This is a genomic window from Albidovulum sediminis, assembly GCF_025380365.1.
GTDB lineage: Bacteria > Pseudomonadota > Alphaproteobacteria > Rhodobacterales > Rhodobacteraceae > Albidovulum > Albidovulum sediminis.
In genome coordinates, this window is the sequence record NZ_JAOCQF010000008.1 from 15001 (window position 1) to 31076 (window position 16076).

The 16076-nt window shown below is 58.1% G+C and carries 20 protein-coding genes and 1 pseudogene; 19 read left to right on the top strand and 2 right to left on the bottom strand.

Features of this window, described 5'->3' with window-relative positions; translation table 11 throughout:
• The first annotated feature begins 13 nt into the window (after positions 1 to 13).
• The 16 genes from N5I32_RS20395 (at position 14) to N5I32_RS20470 (ending at position 12696) form a co-directional block, all read left to right on the top strand.
• Positions 14 to 862 (top strand): pyridoxamine 5'-phosphate oxidase family protein, encoded by an 849-nt coding sequence (locus N5I32_RS20395; protein WP_261497763.1) that lies wholly within the window; start codon positions 14 to 16, stop codon positions 860 to 862.
• Positions 859 to 1776, top strand: a complete 918-nt coding sequence (locus N5I32_RS20400; protein WP_081791463.1) for a TIM barrel protein — start codon at positions 859 to 861, stop codon at positions 1774 to 1776. The genes N5I32_RS20395 and N5I32_RS20400 overlap by 4 nt, the downstream gene beginning before the upstream one ends.
• A gap of 9 nt (positions 1777 to 1785) precedes the next feature.
• Positions 1786 to 2658, top strand: a complete 873-nt coding sequence (locus tag N5I32_RS20405; RefSeq protein ID WP_261497764.1) for a LysR family transcriptional regulator — start codon at positions 1786 to 1788, stop codon at positions 2656 to 2658.
• 101 nt (positions 2659 to 2759) lie between these two features.
• Positions 2760 to 3200: a peptide-methionine (R)-S-oxide reductase MsrB gene (gene msrB, locus N5I32_RS20410; RefSeq protein WP_261497765.1), complete on the top strand. Its 441-nt coding sequence runs from the start codon at positions 2760 to 2762 to the stop codon at positions 3198 to 3200.
• Positions 3197 to 3709 carry a peptide-methionine (S)-S-oxide reductase MsrA gene (gene msrA / locus N5I32_RS20415; RefSeq protein ID WP_261497766.1) on the top strand — a complete coding sequence of 171 codons (513 nt, stop codon included), beginning with the start codon at positions 3197 to 3199 and terminating at the stop codon, positions 3707 to 3709. Before msrB ends, msrA begins: the two co-directional genes overlap by 4 nt.
• 3 nt (positions 3710 to 3712) lie before the next feature.
• On the top strand, positions 3713 to 5152 hold the full coding sequence (locus N5I32_RS20420) for an FAD/NAD(P)-binding protein (RefSeq protein ID WP_261497767.1): 1440 nt from the start codon (positions 3713 to 3715) through the stop codon (positions 5150 to 5152).
• Positions 5149 to 5649 carry a peroxiredoxin family protein gene (locus N5I32_RS20425; RefSeq protein ID WP_261497768.1) on the top strand — a complete coding sequence of 167 codons (501 nt, stop codon included), beginning with the start codon at positions 5149 to 5151 and terminating at the stop codon, positions 5647 to 5649. The genes N5I32_RS20420 and N5I32_RS20425 overlap by 4 nt, the downstream gene beginning before the upstream one ends.
• Positions 5650 to 5706: 57 nt before the next feature.
• The gene (locus tag N5I32_RS20430; protein ID WP_261497769.1) at positions 5707 to 6159 is read left to right on the top strand and encodes a DUF417 family protein; all 453 of its coding nucleotides are present in this window, start codon (positions 5707 to 5709) and stop codon (positions 6157 to 6159) included.
• Between the two features lie 23 nt (positions 6160 to 6182).
• Positions 6183 to 7661, top strand: a complete 1479-nt coding sequence (locus N5I32_RS20435; protein ID WP_261497770.1) for a protein adenylyltransferase SelO — start codon at positions 6183 to 6185, stop codon at positions 7659 to 7661.
• Positions 7662 to 7689: 28 nt separating this feature from the next.
• On the top strand, positions 7690 to 8259 hold the full coding sequence (locus tag N5I32_RS20440) for a hypothetical protein (protein ID WP_028720606.1): 570 nt from the start codon (positions 7690 to 7692) through the stop codon (positions 8257 to 8259).
• A gap of 2 nt (positions 8260 to 8261) precedes the next feature.
• On the top strand, positions 8262 to 9692 hold the full coding sequence (locus N5I32_RS20445) for a mercuric reductase (protein ID WP_261497771.1): 1431 nt from the start codon (positions 8262 to 8264) through the stop codon (positions 9690 to 9692).
• Positions 9685 to 10212: an N-acetyltransferase gene (locus N5I32_RS20450; RefSeq protein ID WP_028720608.1), complete on the top strand. Its 528-nt coding sequence runs from the start codon at positions 9685 to 9687 to the stop codon at positions 10210 to 10212. Before N5I32_RS20445 ends, N5I32_RS20450 begins: the two co-directional genes overlap by 8 nt.
• A 2-nt stretch (positions 10213 to 10214) precedes the next feature.
• Positions 10215 to 10673, top strand: a complete 459-nt coding sequence (locus tag N5I32_RS20455; RefSeq protein WP_028720609.1) for a carboxymuconolactone decarboxylase family protein — start codon at positions 10215 to 10217, stop codon at positions 10671 to 10673.
• Between the two features lie 4 nt (positions 10674 to 10677).
• A complete protein-coding gene (locus N5I32_RS20460) occupies positions 10678 to 11175 on the top strand; it encodes a peptide-methionine (S)-S-oxide reductase (protein WP_028720610.1) in 498 nt (165 codons plus the stop codon).
• Positions 11172 to 12362 carry a cation:proton antiporter gene (locus N5I32_RS20465; protein WP_261497772.1) on the top strand — a complete coding sequence of 397 codons (1191 nt, stop codon included), beginning with the start codon at positions 11172 to 11174 and terminating at the stop codon, positions 12360 to 12362. The genes N5I32_RS20460 and N5I32_RS20465 overlap by 4 nt, the downstream gene beginning before the upstream one ends.
• Before the next feature lie 19 nt (positions 12363 to 12381).
• Positions 12382 to 12696: an antibiotic biosynthesis monooxygenase family protein gene (locus N5I32_RS20470; protein ID WP_051578302.1), complete on the top strand. Its 315-nt coding sequence runs from the start codon at positions 12382 to 12384 to the stop codon at positions 12694 to 12696.
• Between the two features lie 20 nt (positions 12697 to 12716).
• Here the strand turns inward: N5I32_RS20470 and N5I32_RS20475 are convergent, their stop codons facing one another.
• Positions 12717 to 13646 carry a CorA family divalent cation transporter gene (locus N5I32_RS20475; protein ID WP_261497773.1) on the bottom strand — a complete coding sequence of 310 codons (930 nt, stop codon included), beginning with the start codon at positions 13644 to 13646 and terminating at the stop codon, positions 12717 to 12719.
• A 3-nt stretch (positions 13647 to 13649) separates the two neighbouring features.
• Positions 13650 to 14330, bottom strand: coding sequence for a hypothetical protein (locus tag N5I32_RS20480; RefSeq protein ID WP_261497774.1), 681 nt, complete (start codon positions 14328 to 14330; stop codon positions 13650 to 13652).
• Between the two features lie 82 nt (positions 14331 to 14412).
• Here N5I32_RS20480 and N5I32_RS20485 point away from each other — a divergent pair, with 82 nt between their 5' ends.
• From N5I32_RS20485 to N5I32_RS20495, 3 genes and pseudogenes are all read left to right on the top strand, one after another.
• Positions 14413 to 14859, top strand: coding sequence for a hypothetical protein (locus N5I32_RS20485; protein ID WP_036763518.1), 447 nt, complete (start codon positions 14413 to 14415; stop codon positions 14857 to 14859).
• Positions 14860 to 14875: 16 nt separating this feature from the next.
• Positions 14876 to 15457: a molybdopterin-dependent oxidoreductase gene (locus N5I32_RS20490; RefSeq protein WP_261497775.1), complete on the top strand. Its 582-nt coding sequence runs from the start codon at positions 14876 to 14878 to the stop codon at positions 15455 to 15457.
• Positions 15454 to 16068 (top strand): annotated as a pseudogene (locus N5I32_RS20495) (uracil-DNA glycosylase family protein). The gene N5I32_RS20490 and the pseudogene N5I32_RS20495 overlap by 4 nt, the downstream one beginning before the upstream one ends.
• Positions 16069 to 16076: the final 8 nt, after the last annotated feature.

Consider the following 16076-nt stretch of genomic DNA (forward strand, 5'->3'; position numbering starts at 1 on the left):
CACGGGGGAGGACGTGCTGGCCCTTCGGAACGGGCGTTTCATCAGCACGACACTGTCTGCAAACAGCGAACGGATGCTGGGTATCGCGACAACCCTGAATATCGCCGTAAGTGATGCTGAGGGGCGTGTCTGGTCATTTCTGGCCAACGGTCCAGAAGGGCTTGTTGCCCGAGCTGATGACAAGACAGTTTACCTGAATCGGACCGAAATGACCGTTCCGTCCGCGCTATGGACGATGGTCAGTGCCGGAGCGCCGATAGGCCTTGTTGCAATGGACCTGACCAGCGCGCGGCGGTTTCGCATCAATGGTTCGGTTAATGAGGTTACGCCTGAGCGGGTGACAATCGATGTTGCGCAGACCTGTCCGAATTGTCCGAAATACATCCAGCAAAGACTGCCTGTGGCAGACAATCGCTATCAGGGTGTTTCGCCCGCATCGGGCTCTGATCTGCCGGAAAATCTGGCGGACCTGATCCGGCAGGCCGACACGTTTTTCGTGGCCAGCAAAAACCCGGACGGAGATCATGATGCAAGCCATCGTGGTGGGTATCCGGGATTTGTAAACGTGAAGGGAAATCAGCTTATCGTTCCCGACTACTTCGGTAATTCGATGTTCATGACATTGGGCAATCTGGCGCTCGAGCCTCGAGCGGGCATTACCTTCGTCGATTTCGACACTGGCGCACAGCTGAACCTGACAGGTCACGCCACGCTCAACTTGGAAGGGCGCATGGCTCATGACGGTGCCGATGGCCGGTATTGGACCTTCGACATAGAGGCTTGGCAATTGACGCCGCATCGCCCTGAACCGGCTTGGAAACTGGGTGCATATTCTAGATTCAATCCACCTTTGGAAACATGACAAGGCTTGCCATTCCGCCCGATATCCGTTTCGGCGTTGGCGGTTTTCCTTTGGCATTCACTGAACGTCCGGAAGCCAAGGATCGGGGTGCCGTTTTCGCGTGGCTGCGCTCAGTCGGGCTCGACGCAATCGAATTGCAAATGACGTATGGGCCACGAATGACGGCTGAACAGGGGCGTCGCTACCGCGCGCTGGCAATAGCAGACGACATCAAGTTATCGATCCACGGGTCTTACTACATCGTTCTTGCCAGCCCCGATCCGGCCAAGGTCCTGCGCTCTGTCGACACGCTTCTACGGACCTATGAGCAAGCCGACATTCTGGGCGCGCGCGAAATCGTGCTGCATCCCGGGTCGCTCTACGGCGCGCCCGAAGCCGATGTGTCTCGCCGGTTTGCCGAAAACCTTGAGCGATTCATGGCGCAATTGGGCAAGACTGACATCAGCCTTATGATCGAAACCGCTGGCAAGGTCGGGCAGATGGGGTCTGTCGATATGATTCTTGATGTGGCCTCGACGGTCAAAGGGGTCGGGCCTTGCATTGATTTCGGGCATGTTCATGCGCGCTCGCTCGGCGAGCTTGAGACGCCCGACGCGATGGCGCAAGTGTTTGCAAGGATTGACGAGTTCCAGCGGTCCAACCCAGATACGCCGACACATTTTCACTACACACCGATCCATTTTGGCCCAAGAGGCGAGATCCAGCACCGGGCGCTCAGTGACATCGACGGCGTTTCGAACAAACCGTTCCATCCGCGCCCGGAACCTGTCGCGGCCGGGCTTGCAGGCCTGCCCGGTCGTTTCACGATCATATCCGAAACCCACAACTCACAAGAGATGGGCGCTATCAGGTTGAAAAACTTGATCAATTCAGGCACTTGTGGGCATAAGGAAGTCGGCTACCTTGTGGAGTGACGCAGGCAAATGGATCTTAATCAGGTCAGGTACTTCCTGAATCTCGCCGAATCCCTGAATTTCACGGAAGCGGCCCGGGTGAGTGGGATATCTCAGCCCAGTCTCACCAAGGCGATTCAACGTCTGGAAGATGAGTTTGGCGGTCCGGTGCTGTATCGCGACGGCAAGGACACGCGCCTGACGGCCTTGGGCCGTGATCTGATCGTAGAGTTCATGCGCATTCAATCAGCGCTCGAAAACATCACCGAGCTTGCGGAAAACTCGGTCGCAGGGCGCAGCCGGAAGATCAATATTGGCGTCGCAAGCACCATTGCGCCGCGGGTCTTTGCCAAATTCTGGGCGCTCGTTCTGAAGGAATTGCCCGAGGTCGAGCTTCTTCTTCATCCTCTGAACCCCGGCGAAGCGGAGGCGGAGGTATTGTCGGGCAAGTATGACATGTGTCTGCTGACCAATCCGCCGGAACCGAATTTCAAACTGACGATCCAACCGCTGTTCCAAGAGCGGTTGCGCTTGGCCTTGGCAAGTCATCACCCGCTCGCCGGGACAGATGAAATCACGCCAGAGCAGATGATGGAGCAGCCCTATATCGACAGGATGCACTGCGAATTTCGCACCCAACTGATCAAGCATTTCATGGATCGGAACATTGTCATGCGGCCGCGTTTTCAGTCCGAGCGGGAAGACTGGGTGCAGCAGATGGTGGCGCAAGGTGCGGGTGTGTGTTCCTTGCCCGAACATTCAGCGATTGTTGATGGAATCGTCCTGCGCGCCGTAAAGGGCCTGACCCTGTCACGCAACATCAGCATGGTTGCTGTCTCTGGTTCTGCCAACCCGCGCGAAGTCCGAGTCATCCTTGGATTATCCAAAAATTTCAATTGGTAAGCGGCACACGCGCGCAGCTATAAAAACTATTCCCGACAGGAATTTCACAAACGGGTCGAAAGTCTCCATCTTCCTCTCAACGGAAGAAGAAGGAGATACAAATGACTTACGAAAAATCTCAGGATGCGCTCTCCAAGCTGACACCCCAACAGTATCACGTCACGCAAGAGAGCGGGACCGAGCGCGCCTTTACGGGTGAGTATGACAAGCATTTCGAGCCGGGCATCTACGTCGATATCGTTTCCGGCGAGCCGCTTTTCGCATCCTCAGCGAAGTTCAACTCCGGTTGCGGTTGGCCCGCCTTCTCGAAACCCATCGATAACGTGACCGAGCATCGTGATGCCTCGTACGGCATGGTCCGGGTCGAAGTCCGCTCGAAACACGGCGACAGCCATTTGGGCCATGTCTTCAATGATGGTCCGCGCGAAATGGGCGGCCTGCGCTACTGCATCAACTCGGCCAGCCTGCGCTTTGTGCCGAAAGACCAAATGGAAGCCGAGGGGTATGGCGCATACCTCGATCAAGTGGAGGAAAACGTATGACTGAACGTGCCGTATTGGCCGGAGGCTGCTTCTGGGGGATGCAAGACCTGATCCGCAAGCTGCCCGGCGTCGAAAGCACCCGCGTTGGGTACACTGGCGGTGACGTGAAATTTGCCACCTACCGCAACCACGGAACACATGCCGAAGGCATCGAGATCCTCTTTGACCCGGCGAAAACCAGCTATCGTGCGCTTCTGGAGTTCTTTTTCCAGATCCATGACCCGACAACGAAAGACCGCCAAGGTAACGACCGCGGAAGCAGTTATCGGTCCGCCATTTACTATGTGAATGACGAACAAAAAGCGATTGCCGAAGACACGATCGCGGACGTGAACGCATCTGGGATCTGGCCAGGCAAGGTCGTGACCGAAGTAGAACCGGCGAGCGATTTCTGGGAAGCTGAGCCAGAGCATCAGGACTACTTGGAGCGTATCCCGAATGGCTATACCTGCCACTTTCCGCGGTCCAATTGGGTTTTGCCCAAGCGCGCGGCGACGGCGGCTGAATAAGCCATGCGTGGGCCTCATCACCATCTGATTATTGGCGATGGGGCCAGCGCAGCGGCGCTTGCGGAAACATTGGTGCTTACGTCTGGTGACCAACTCACCATTCTTGGGGCCAACGCGGGTCAATTCGGCAAAGGGATGGCATATGCGGATCATCCGAGCGCCGCGCCTTGGCGATATGCCTATCTGTTGAATTCGCCGTCAGGTGCCTTTGGTGAGAGTTTCGTCGAATGGTTCGAGGCAAACTGGGGTGATATTCGCTCAAGGATTGCCGCCTACCAACCACGCTGGTTGGACTTCGCGGCGGATCATCTGGATGCAGGCGATTTCGGCGCTGTCTTTGCCCCACGCGCGGTCTTTGGCGACTATCTCGCCGAGATCGGGCAGGGCATTCTGGCCATGCACGCCGAAGCAGGCGTGCGGGTGCAGCAGCGGACGGCTTTGGCCACCGATCTGGCCAAGGATGAACACGGGTTTCGGATCACGCTTGCCACAGGCGAGGTGATCCGGGCGGACCGGGTGGACGTGGCCACCGGGGGGCCATCGCCTCAACGATTTGGGGCGGATAGCGGCCCCACGGCGTTCACGACGCTTTATGGCAACGAGCAAACGATTGCCGAGGTCCTGCGTCTTGGGCAGGAAGTGACCTGCCTAGGAGGCAACGCCGCGATGCTGGATGTCCTGCGGCTTATGCAGTCCGTCATGGACGAGCAGGATATCCGGCTTCGGGTGATCACCCGTGGGCCCAAGCCGGAGCCGCTGATCTGGGCGCGCCCGCGTAAAGAGCCTGTGACGCCCAAACTGACTGGGCCCTACCGCGATGGCGAGGCGCTTCTCGCCGCAGTTGATGCCGAAATCGCCGCGTTCCGTGCCAAGGGCGCAAGCATGGCCGAACTCAGACCAGGCTTTCTGGATTGGGCTGCCGAAACAGGGCTTGAAACCCTGCTGCCCTCCCTCTCGGAGCGCCGCAAGGTCATGCCGCAACTGGAGCGGCGATTCAGGCGCGGAACGCACGACAGCCTCGCTGACTATGCGCGGCTCCGAGCGGCAGGCCAGATCGTGGAGGAGCATGGCGAGATCACTTGGGTGTATGCCGAAACCGAGGGTAAAACCCGCATCCGCCTGAAACGGGCGGGCATGGGGACGAACGAAGAAATCACGACCTCAGTCGTAATCAACACATCCGGTCCGGGTCACCAGCTTGCGGTGGATCTGCTGACAAGCGGCCTGATCCGCAACGGCTTGTTACGGATGAACGAAACGAAGACGGGCCTGATCGTCGGGCCCGGACTTGAAACGGAGGTTGAGGGGCTTCGCTATCTCTCGCCCGCCGTCACCGAAATCGGCGCGGAGGTTCTGGCTTTTCCGCTCGAAGACGTCAGTGCGCTGGCGGCGCGGGCGAAAGCGGCGAACCAAATCGCCATATATGAAAGGTTTCAGTCATGAACTTTGGACAACTTCGCAACACGGCGCCCGAACTGCGCGTCAACGATTGGATCGATGCGGATGGCAAGCCGATGGACAAGCCGCTTCGCCTTTCGGATATGAAAGACGGCTACAAGATCATTTATTGCTTCCAGCACTGGTGCCCTGGCTGTCATTCGCGCGGTTTTCCGACGCTGCGCTTTCTGCATGACAAACTGAAGGACAAAGGGTTCGATTTCGCCGTCATTCAGACCGTCTTCGAAGGTGCCGAGACAAACACCCGCGATAAGCTGCGCATCAATCAGGAGCAGTATGGGCTGAAAATGCCCTTTGGTCATGACACCACGCCCGCAGGTGAACGCTACCCGACCTTCATGGAGGATTACCGTTCTGGCGGCACGCCGTGGTTCACCGTGATCGATCCGGAAGGGAACGTTGTCCACGCGGACTTTCGTCTCGATCCGCAGCGATTTCTTGCCGCGCTCGGGGCCGACGATGTCGAGTTGAAGCGCGCCTGACCATTGGCTCCGGCGGCCAGATCGCCGGAGCCAAACAATCAATAACGAGGGACGAAAATGGAACTGGTCGCAGAAATCACCCACTGGGTGCCAGCAATGAAACTTTTGTCACTGGCGCTTGCGGCAATCTTCGTTGCCTTCGGCATCGCCAAATTTGCCCGCTATGAACAGGACGCTGTCAAGACGCTGGTCGCGGGGCACCCGGCCTTGCGGTTCGGCCCGAAACTGATGACGCCGGCGGGCTTCAGCATCTTTCTGGGGATTGTTGAGTTGAGCACCGCTTTGCTTTTGGTGCTTGGCATCCTCTTTCCCAGTTTTGGCCTTCTGGGCGGTTTGCTTGGCGTGCTGACCTTCTTGGTCACACTCAGCCTGTTCCCTTATGTTCAGTATTTCGAGGAAGAAGCAGGCCGTCTTTTCCTGTCCTCGCGTGGGCAATTCCTGATGAAGGATTTTGGCTTGCTCGCCGCTTGCCTTGCTATCGCACACCATCATGCGCTGGCCCTTGTTTAGCCCATCGCACAAAGGAAACCACCATGCTTGATGCCCTTTCGTTCCCCTTCAACAACAGCTTTGCCGACGAAATGGAGGGCTTCTTTGTCCCTTGGCAAGGCGACAAGGTTCCCGATCCGCAGATCGTCGTTCTGAACATCGCCTTGGCGGCAGAACTGGGGCTCGATCCCACCGTCTTGAAATCGGCCGCAGGCGCCGCCGCCCTGTCCGGCGCGATGGCGCCTGCAGGGGCATCCCCTTTGGCCATGGCCTATGCAGGCCATCAGTTTGGCGGTTATTCGGCGCAACTGGGCGATGGCCGCGCTATCCTCTTGGGCGAGTTGGTCGACACCGAAGGCCGCCGCCGCGATCTGCACCTCAAGGGCTCAGGCCGCACTCCGTTTTCGCGTGGTGGCGATGGCAAGGCCGTTCTGGGCCCCGTCTTGCGCGAATACCTGATGGGGGAGGCGATGCATGCCCTCGGCGTTCCGACAACGCGGGCCTTGGCAGCGGTCACGACGGGCGAAGAGATCGCGCGCAATGGGCTGGAGCAAGGCGCCGTGCTGGCGCGCATCGCGGCCTCGCATCTGCGGGTTGGAACATTCCAGTTTTATGCAGCGCGCGGCGAGACCGACAAGGTGCGCAAGCTGGCCGATTATGCCATCGCCCGTCACTTTCCAGACATCGTCGGCCGTGAAGATCGATATCTGGAATTCTTCCGGGGCGTCCGGGATGCACAGGCATCGCTGGTCGCGAAATGGGTCAATATCGGCTTTGTCCATGGTGTGATGAACACTGACAACACAACGATTTCGGGCGAGACCATCGACTACGGTCCCTGCGCCTTCATCGACAGCTATGACCCCAAAGCTGTGTTCAGTTCGATCGACGCACACGGGCGCTATGCCTATGGCAACCAGCCGGTGATCATGCAGTGGAACCTGTCGCGCTTTGCCGAGACGCTGATTGATCTGGTGAACGCCGAGGACAGCGATGACGCGATCCGACAGTTGACCAATGAGATCAACGCCTTTCCCGCGCACTACCAGCAGGAATGGCTGCGGGGCATGCAGGCCAAATTGGGTCTGCTGAAGGAACTGCCCGAAGATCTGGCCTTGGCAAATGATCTGCTCACGGCCTGTGAAGGGCAAGATGTTGACTTCACCAACCTGTTCCGCGCTTTGGCGGAGTCTGTCCGTGGCAATGACCAACTGGCGCGTGCCTGTTTCGATGATCCCGCGGCGTTTGACGCTTGGGCGGCCCGCTATCACACGCGGCTTGCGGCGGAAGATATTGCCGCGGAGTTGCGGGCGGAAGCGATGAACAGGATCAACCCGATCTACATCCCGCGCAACCATCTGGTTGAAGAGGCCCTGAAGGCCGCCGCGGGTGGCGATCTTGAGCCGTTTCACAAGCTTTTGGCTGTGCTGGCACATCCGTTCACCGAGCAAGACGGGGCAGAAACCTATGCGCTACCCGCCCCAGTCGACGCGCCCCGTCACGTCACGTTTTGCGGCACCTAACCTTACCCAAATCCGAAGGGAACGACCCATGAAAATTGATGCAACTGATGCCGTGGCCGCTTTGTCGGAACTCGTAGACGCCGGGTTCACCCATGACTTCCGCATTCAGAACGGAAAACTCGTGGATGTAAGCGCAGGCCTCGCTGTAAATCCGGCGGAAGTGACGGTCCGGATGAAACTCCGCTTTGAGACCGAGCCGGGTTCGGGCGACGCCTCGAATATCTATGCGCTTGAGATCGCAGATACGGGCGTCAAAGGGTTTCTTGTCGATGCGCTTGATCTTGAGGGGGATGGTGCCCCGCAAGATCTGGTCAAGTCACTGAAAACTGCCGAACCGGATACGCGCAGCGAGATGACCGAGGACGAGGATTACCGATACGGTGTCCGCAAGGTCCGCAAGAGCGAGTTCAACGCCGACCCCGGACGCTATGTTCTCAGGCTTGGGTTCCCTGACTTCCCGGAATGCCCCTTTGGTCAGGGTTTTACGATGCTTGGCTTCGATACGGCCAGGCAGGAATACGTTTGGCTGGTCACCAAGATTATCGGGGATGAGCGCCTCCAACGGGTGCCTTTCCAAGGCGAAAACAGCGAAGCGTGAGAATGGCAGAGGACGAAGACATGAATCATTTTGACGCCGTAATCATCGGTTCTGGCCAAGCGGCACCTTCGCTCGCGGTTGGGTTGGCCAATCGCGGGCAATCCGTTGCCCTGATCGAGGGCGACAAGCTGGGCGGGACATGCGTCAATAGCGGCTGCACACCCACCAAGACGTTGCGCAAGTCGGCGCGCGTTGCGCATATGGTGCGGCGCGCGGCGGATTTTGGCGTCTCCACGGGCGCGGTTACTGTGGATTTTCCCGCCGCAATGGCGCGGATGCGCGAGCGTGTCGATACCGCCCGCCGGGGACTGACAGCATGGTTAAAGCGCACCAAAGGTGTCGAGGTGATCCACGGTTGGGGCAGTCTTGCCGGGTTCGATGAAAACGGCCGGTTCATCGTCTCTGTAGGCGAAAGCAAGTTCTCGGCTGACAAGGTCTTTCTGAATACCGGGACTCGTTCGTTTACCCCGCCAGTTCCCGGCCTTGAAAACATCGATGCGCTCGATAATGCATCACTTCTGGCGCTCGATGAATTGCCAGATCACCTCATCATTGTGGGAGGTTCTTACATCGGCCTTGAGATGGGTCAGATTTTCCGCCGCCTCGGCAGCAAGGTCACGGTGGTACACCGTTCCGACCGTTTGGCCGAACGCGAGGATGAGGATGTCTCGGAAATCATCGCGAAGTTTTTTCAGGATGAGGGCGTGACGCTGCACCTGAACGCCAAGATCGCAGGTGTCGGGCGCAGCATGCGCGGCGTTCTGATGACGCTCGAGGATGGTACCGAGATCGCGGGAAGTCATGTCCTGTTTGCCACGGGGCGTGCCCCGAACACCGACAAGCTGAACCTTGCGGCGGTCGGGCTGGAGACCGATTCACGCGGTTACGTTCCGACCGATGCCAAGCTGCGCACCAAGGTGCCCAACCTCTGGGCGCTTGGCGATGTGAACCGGCGTGGTGCCTTTACCCATACCAGCTATCACGACCACGAAATCGTGCTGGCCGATCTCGATAAGATTAAAGACCTCTATCAATGGAAGGACGCCGATCAGCGGCCAACGACCTATGCCATGTTCACCGACCCACCGCTGGGACGCGTCGGCCTGTCCCGCACCGAGGCGCGAAAACTTGCTGCCGAAGGGCGCAATATCCTAATCGCCGACATGAAGATGGCCGACATCAGCCGCGCCAAGGAAGAAAGCGAGACAACCGGCCTGATTCGCATCATCGTGGACGGCGACAGCGAGGCTATTCTGGGTGCCACAGTGTTCGGCATCGCGGGCGATGAGATCATCGCGATCTTTTCGAACTTCATGGCCACGGGTGCCAGCTACAAGATCATGCAACAGGCGCTGCCCGTTCACCCGACCGTCGCCGAGTTGATCCCGACGATCCTTGCAGGCTTGAAACCGCTGGCGGCCGCCAATGCATGACATCACCCTGTTTGGCGAGGTCCGCTGCCACAAGACGCGGTTCTATCAGTCCGCCCTGGAAGAACGCGGGCTGGCCTATGAATTGGCCGAAGTTGATAAGGACCCGCGCGCGGCCGTGCGCCTGACCAAGTTGGCGGGCAGCGCAGATAAGTTCCCGACCTTCCAGATCAAGGGCCGCAAACTGCGCAACCCAAAGCTGCCTGAACTTGAAAAGGAACTAGCCCGCGCGGGTCTTTACGACCCCGGCCTTATTCACGAAGAACGGGCGCAACGTTTTGTCCGGCACATGGCCCCGTCTGACGCGTTCGTCAGCTATGTCTGGCAAGGCGACCGGATGATCCTGACGCATATCGAGGTCGATCCATCCTTTCGTGGCAGCGGCCTTGGCGCACGTTTTGCGGCCGAGGTCTTTGAAGAAATTGAAACCCGCTCCCATGAAATCCGTCTGACTTGCCCATTCCTGCGCAAGGTCGGTGGGACACGCGCAAACTGGCGCAAGAAATTCAATCTGGGAGATTGAAAATGCCTGTCACATTCGAGAATACCCGCTTTGATCCCGATTTGATCGAGTTTCACGGGATCGCTAAGCAAATGGCGGCCTCGGTTGGGTATACTGCCGATCTGTCGGTAGATGGACGTTTGGCCCAGCTTTTGCGCCTACGCGTCGCCCAGATGAACCCCTGTTCCTATTGCCTGATCCTGCACACCAAAGCGGCCCATGATCAGGGAATCGCGGTTGAAAAGGTCGCGCATCTGGCAAGCTGGCGCGAAAGCACGATGTTCACCCCGGCAGAACGCTGCGCGCTGGCTTATTGCGAGGCGCTCACGGCCTATGATCCGGCGGCCTTTGCAGCGCGGCATGAAAGCCTGACGTCACATTTCGACGAAAAAGCCATCGCCGAAATCGCGGCCATCGTCATCAACATGAACCTCTGGACCCGTCTGAAACTGGCCCAAGGTCAGGTTCCAGTGGCGGAGTGATCTTGTGGTAACCATCGGCTTTGGAGGCGGGTGCCATTGGTGCACCGAGGCAGTTTTCCAACCGCTTGAGGGCGTGTCAGAGGTGCGGCAAGGCTTTATCCGCTCCGACGGCCCTGACGAGGCGTGGTCCGAGGCGGTGGAAATCTCCTTTGATCCTGATCGCGTGAGCTTGCGAGACCTGATCGCGGTCCACCTGAGCACCCATGCCAGCGAGGCCGATCACAAGATGCGTGGCAAGTATCGAAGCGCGGTCTACAGTATGACCGCGGAGCAGCAAAACGCCTGCGCGACGCATATACGGGACCTTGCCGCAGAGGCGGAGGTGCATTTTGTTACGCGCAGCCTTATGCACCGGGGCTTCAAGCCTTCGGACAGCCGATTTCACGATTACTACAAATCCAACCCCGAACGGCCCTTTTGCCGCACCTATATCGCGCCGAAACTTGCCAAGCTTCGGGCCCGGCACAGTGCATTGCTCAAGAAGGAATACACAACGTCATGACCCCCGCAGTCCTTCTCGTGCTTGTGGCCTTTGCCATTTACTCGTTGCTCAGCAAAGCAATCTCGCGCAGCTTGCTTACCCTGCCAATCATCTTCACAGCGCTTGGCTTTGCATTGTCCGTGCCATTGAGCGCCAGCTTGTCGCCGGATGTGATCCACGAAGGTAAAAAAATTCTGGCCGAGATCACGCTGATCCTTATCCTGTTCTCTGACGCTAGCCATGTGCGCTTTAAGAAACTGGTGATGGATTGGCAGATCCCGACACGGATGCTGGTGATCGGGCTGCCGCTGACGATCGCGCTTGGGACACTTGTCGCGCTTTGGCTCAACCCTACGTCTGGGTTTGCCGTTGCATTGCTGACCGCCGCAGTATTGACGCCGACGGATGCCGCGCTGGGGCAATCTGTCGTTTCGAACCCAGAGGTGCCAGACCACCTCAGCCAGACAATCAATGTGGAAAGCGGGCTGAACGATGGGCTGGTGCTACCCTTCGTTCTTTTGGGTGCAGTCCTTGCGTCGTCGGTTGGCGGCGCGCAGACCGATGGTTTGGCGCTGGAGGCCGCCACCGAGATTGTGCTCGGTCCGCTCGCTGGTATTGCCGTCGGTTGGGTGGCGGCCAAGGCGATGGACTGGGCGCAAAACCGCGACTTGATGCAAGAGGCGTCGGGGGCGGTGGTCTTTCTCGTGACCGCCTTCGCAGCTTACGGGTTTGCTGTTGCCATCCACGGAAACGGGTTCATTGCGGCCTTTGTTGCGGGCATGGTCTTTGGCAACACCTACCGTCATGACATCCACTTTATCAGCGAGTTCATGGAGGGGGCTGGCCAACTTTTGACGATGGCGGCGTTTCTGGTGTTCGGTGCGTTTCTGCTGCCCGACGGATTGGCGCACGCAGGGCCAAATACGATCATTCTTGCGTTGGTCTTCCTCACGCTGGTCCGTGTCTTGCCAATCTTCGTTTCTCTGACAAGAAGCGGGCTACCCGCGCGTGAGAAGCTCTTCCTTGGTTGGTTCGGTCCACGCGGTCTGGCCTCGATCCTCTTCACATTGCTGATGATGGATCAATTCGATTTCCCGAATGAAGAGGAACTGCTGGCTTGTGTCTCGCTGACTGTTGGCCTGTCCATCCTGTTGCACGGCCTCAGTTCAACCCCCTTGGCGACCCGCATCGGGCGCATGAAATCTTGAACCAGAAAAGGAGACTATAATGGCAATGCATGTAGAGGTTTTTCGCCACCGGGTTGATCCCGACTTCCAAGGCGAGTTTGACGAGCTTTACGCCCGCATGGTGACCGTGGTGAAGGGGCTAAAGGGGTATATGAGCCACAAGGTCTTTACCGCAGAGGACGGAGAAAAGGTGCTTATCGGTTACTTCGAAGATTTCGAGGCGATCGAGGAATGGGATGTCCACCCCGAGCACAAATACGCCAAAGACCGCGGCAAGAACGGTGTCTTTTTGGAGTATGATGTGGTTGTTGCCGAGGTCGTTGAGCATCACGCGATGAACTTCACCGGCGCATGAAAATGCAGCCGCCACCTCCGTCAGAACCACTTTCGCCAGCGGAACAAGACCAGCATCCCTGCGACCAGAGCCAAACAGATCACCATCAGTATGGTGAAACCATTTGCATGCCCTTCGAAGGGAACCCCCATGAGGTTCACACCGAACGCGCTGACAATAAACCCAAGCGGAAGGAACAGCGTCGCCACGACCGAGAAGACAAAGGAGCTGCGCGTCAGTTGCCTGTCTTGAATGCGGGCAACCTGATCGTTGAGGATATCAACGCGGTCCCGCAGGTTTTGCAGGGTTTCAAGATACCGCAAAAGCTGATCGAGCCCGTCATCGATCCGCGTGCGCTCTCTTTCGCTCAAAAGGGAGTGCTTGCAGCGCGACAAGTGTTCCAGCACAGGTTTTTGTGGCCCGAGGTGGCGCAAGAAGCCGCTGATACGCGATTGGGTTTGTGCCATATTGGGGCAGGCAGCCTCGGTCTGATGAGTGCCCACAAGCCCTTCGATCCTGTTGACCGCGTCTTCCAGTTCCTCGATGTGGTCATCGACCTCATCGAGGTGTTCTTCGATAAGATCAGCCAGAAACTCACCCGGTGTGGTTGGGCCTGCACCTGCGGACAACTTTTGATGAAGGGCCAGGATCGGGTCAACATCGGCCTCGCGTGTAGTAATGACGCGCGTCTTGTCGATCCAGATCCTGATCGACACCATGTCTTCAGGGCGTGCCATGTCCTGACCGATATGCATGGCCTTCAAAAGCACCATGATCCCGTCATCAAGAACGCGCACGCGCGAACGTGTGTCCTCTTCGATCATCGCATCGACAACCAGGTCGTCGAGCATGGCCACCTCCATGAGATAGGCGCTGGTCTCTCGATGCTTGATACACATATGGAGCCATTCCCCGCCCCCGTTCAGTGCGTGCAGGTGAAGAAACCCCGGCGATGTTTTGACGTCTGTCATGCCTCAGTGCGCTCCTGTATCTGGGGTCAATCCATGGGCGGCGGCAAACTTATGATGGGACGCCCTTGGCCCCGCCAAGACCATGGCCGATCCTTCAGGCAACGGCGTTCCGTCCCACGGGTTTATCTCGGCATTGAAGGCGCTGCGCACACCGATGAGGGTCAGGTCGCCGGGCCACTCCACATTGTTCGAAGGAGGTGCCTTCGCCAAACTATGTTGGGCAATCACCCTGTCCGCATCCAACTGGTACAAAACCGTGAACGGAACATGCGCCATGTGTTTGATAAGCCACGCATGTGCCATGCCGCAAATGAACTCATCGACGACAGAGGAAAAGAGCACGTAGCGCACAAAGGCGATTGCCGTGATGATCGCCGTAAGCTGAAGCAACAACCCGCTGGCCGTTTCCTTGATCCCGAAGGCCCCAACCACAACAGTGGCAACCACCGAGGCCAGACCAACGGAACCGGTAATCATCAAGATCACAAGGATACGTCTGCGCTCCGGTGTTTGGAGGATCAGTTCGGATTCAGACGTGGTGAACCCCGTGCCGCTAAGTGCCGACATGGCCTGAACTCTGGCAACGTCGCGTGAAATGCCCGTGTGTTCTAGAAACACAGCCGCGACCCGCACGATCGTGGACGAGATCGTGAACAGGATAACGATGGAAAGTGCTGCGCCCAAATCTTTTTCCCACGCTTGAGCGGGATCAGAAGCCCCGCAAAATCACCAACTTAACAACTCCAACTATCGTAAAGGAAAACCCATGATCGACAAGAACCACTTGCGCAACACGATGCTGGCCCTGACAGAGGCCGAACTTGAGCAAGCCCATAAAACCTATGAGCGATTTCTCAGCGCCGCGCGGCTGGATCGCACGGAGCCGATTGAAAATGACGAACAGGGCCAAGCAGAAACCGCCGCCGATCTTGCTGAGGCGTTCGATGACCGCGAGCATCAAGTGGAAGCCAAAATCTCAGCGTTGAACGTGCTTGATTTCGGACCGAAAACCGAAGTGGCGCCGGGCGCAGCAGTGCGGATCGGGGATCGCTATCTGGTCATTGGCGTCTCGACAGGAGAGTTTTCATGTCAGGGGCAGAAATTTATCGGTGTCTCACAAGCGGCGCCAATCTACGAGGCCCTGGAAGGCAAGAGAGCCGGTGAATTCTGTGAGTTCCGCGGCCGCAAGCTGAAGGTCACTGAGGTCTACTGACAATCGGGAGCTGACGATGAGTACTCTTCGCCCAGATGGACGCCCGCGCATTCCGCCCAATCAGGTGGTAACTCAGAAATTCCCGGTAATGACGGCGGGTACGCCCAAGACGGCCGACAAGGAAACATGGTCACTAACCCTCGACGGTGACGTCGAACAGGCGATCACACTGGATTGGGCGGGCTTTCAGGCCCTCCCACAGCGCGAATTCAGCGCCGATCTGCACTGCGTGACCAGATGGTCCAAACTGGGCACGCTCTGGCGCGGGGTGGCAGTTTCTGTACTGGCCGATCTCGTTCGCCCGATATCTGATCCAGTTTATGTTCAGGCGCGTGCGGACGGCAATTACACCGCGAACCTGCGTTTGGTCGATATGTTAGGTGACAAAGCCTTTGTGGCCACAGAATTCGACGGTAAACCGCTGAGCGTCGAACATGGTGGCCCGGCACGACTGGTGGTGCCGGACCTATATCTGTGGAAAAGCGCCAAGTGGCTTCGTGGCCTCCATTTCAGTCCCTATGACTACAAGGGCTTTTGGGAAAAGCTGGGGTATCACAACTACGGTGATCCCTGGAAGGAACAAAGGTTCAGAGGATGAATGGTGGCGAGCCGACAATAGCACGGGAAATACGGCCCTGCCGTCTGTGCGCAGCAGATTTCGCAGCCACTGCCACAAGGCACGAACCCCGGCCAGTCGTCTGGCTGCGGCAACGCACACGAATTCTGATTGTTGGGCAAGCGCCGGGCTTGCGCGTGCACGAATCCGGCATCCCCTTCGATGACCGCTCGGGCGACCGGTTGCGTGAGTGGTTGGGGGTTGCGCGCGATGAATTCTATGATCGCGACCGGATCAGTATCCTACCCATGGCGTTTTGCTTTCCCGGCTATGATGTGAATGGCAGCGACCTGCCACCACCACCACGCTGCGCGGCAACGTGGCGAAGCCGGGCGCTGGACGCGCTCAATCAGGTAAGGCTCACTATCTTGATCGGGGGTTATGCCCATGGTTAGCACCTGGGCGCAGACGCACGCAAGGCCGGCGTTACGGCCACCGTTGCGGACTGGCGCCGTTGGGCGCCGGCAATCCTGCCGCTGCCACACCCATCCTGGCGCAACAACGCGTTTCTGCGCCGCAATCCCTGGTTCGGGACAGAACTCCTTCCGGCACTCCGTCTGCGTGTCCGCGAGGTCATGGATCAGACAGACTGACAAAAGGG

Excerpts from the sequence above, each read along its gene's own strand:
- N5I32_RS20400 (WP_081791463.1), top strand. The coding sequence starts at position 859 with ATGACAAGGCTTGCCATTCCGCCCGATATCCGTTTCGGCGTTGGCGGT.
- N5I32_RS20405 (WP_261497764.1), top strand. The coding sequence starts at position 1,786 with ATGGATCTTAATCAGGTCAGGTACTTCCTGAATCTCGCCGAATCCCTG.
- msrB (WP_261497765.1), top strand. The coding sequence starts at position 2,760 with ATGACTTACGAAAAATCTCAGGATGCGCTCTCCAAGCTGACACCCCAA.
- msrA (WP_261497766.1), top strand. The coding sequence starts at position 3,197 with ATGACTGAACGTGCCGTATTGGCCGGAGGCTGCTTCTGGGGGATGCAA.
- N5I32_RS20420 (WP_261497767.1), top strand. The coding sequence starts at position 3,713 with ATGCGTGGGCCTCATCACCATCTGATTATTGGCGATGGGGCCAGCGCA.
- N5I32_RS20425 (WP_261497768.1), top strand. The coding sequence starts at position 5,149 with ATGAACTTTGGACAACTTCGCAACACGGCGCCCGAACTGCGCGTCAAC.
- N5I32_RS20430 (WP_261497769.1), top strand. The coding sequence starts at position 5,707 with ATGGAACTGGTCGCAGAAATCACCCACTGGGTGCCAGCAATGAAACTT.
- N5I32_RS20435 (WP_261497770.1), top strand. The coding sequence starts at position 6,183 with ATGCTTGATGCCCTTTCGTTCCCCTTCAACAACAGCTTTGCCGACGAA.
- N5I32_RS20440 (WP_028720606.1), top strand. The coding sequence starts at position 7,690 with ATGAAAATTGATGCAACTGATGCCGTGGCCGCTTTGTCGGAACTCGTA.
- N5I32_RS20445 (WP_261497771.1), top strand. The coding sequence starts at position 8,262 with ATGGCAGAGGACGAAGACATGAATCATTTTGACGCCGTAATCATCGGT.
- N5I32_RS20450 (WP_028720608.1), top strand. The coding sequence starts at position 9,685 with ATGCATGACATCACCCTGTTTGGCGAGGTCCGCTGCCACAAGACGCGG.
- N5I32_RS20455 (WP_028720609.1), top strand. The coding sequence starts at position 10,215 with ATGCCTGTCACATTCGAGAATACCCGCTTTGATCCCGATTTGATCGAG.
- N5I32_RS20465 (WP_261497772.1), top strand. The coding sequence starts at position 11,172 with ATGACCCCCGCAGTCCTTCTCGTGCTTGTGGCCTTTGCCATTTACTCG.
- N5I32_RS20470 (WP_051578302.1), top strand. The coding sequence starts at position 12,382 with ATGGCAATGCATGTAGAGGTTTTTCGCCACCGGGTTGATCCCGACTTC.
- N5I32_RS20475 (WP_261497773.1), bottom strand. The coding sequence starts at position 13,646 with ATGACAGACGTCAAAACATCGCCGGGGTTTCTTCACCTGCACGCACTG.
- N5I32_RS20485 (WP_036763518.1), top strand. The coding sequence starts at position 14,413 with ATGATCGACAAGAACCACTTGCGCAACACGATGCTGGCCCTGACAGAG.
- N5I32_RS20490 (WP_261497775.1), top strand. The coding sequence starts at position 14,876 with ATGAGTACTCTTCGCCCAGATGGACGCCCGCGCATTCCGCCCAATCAG.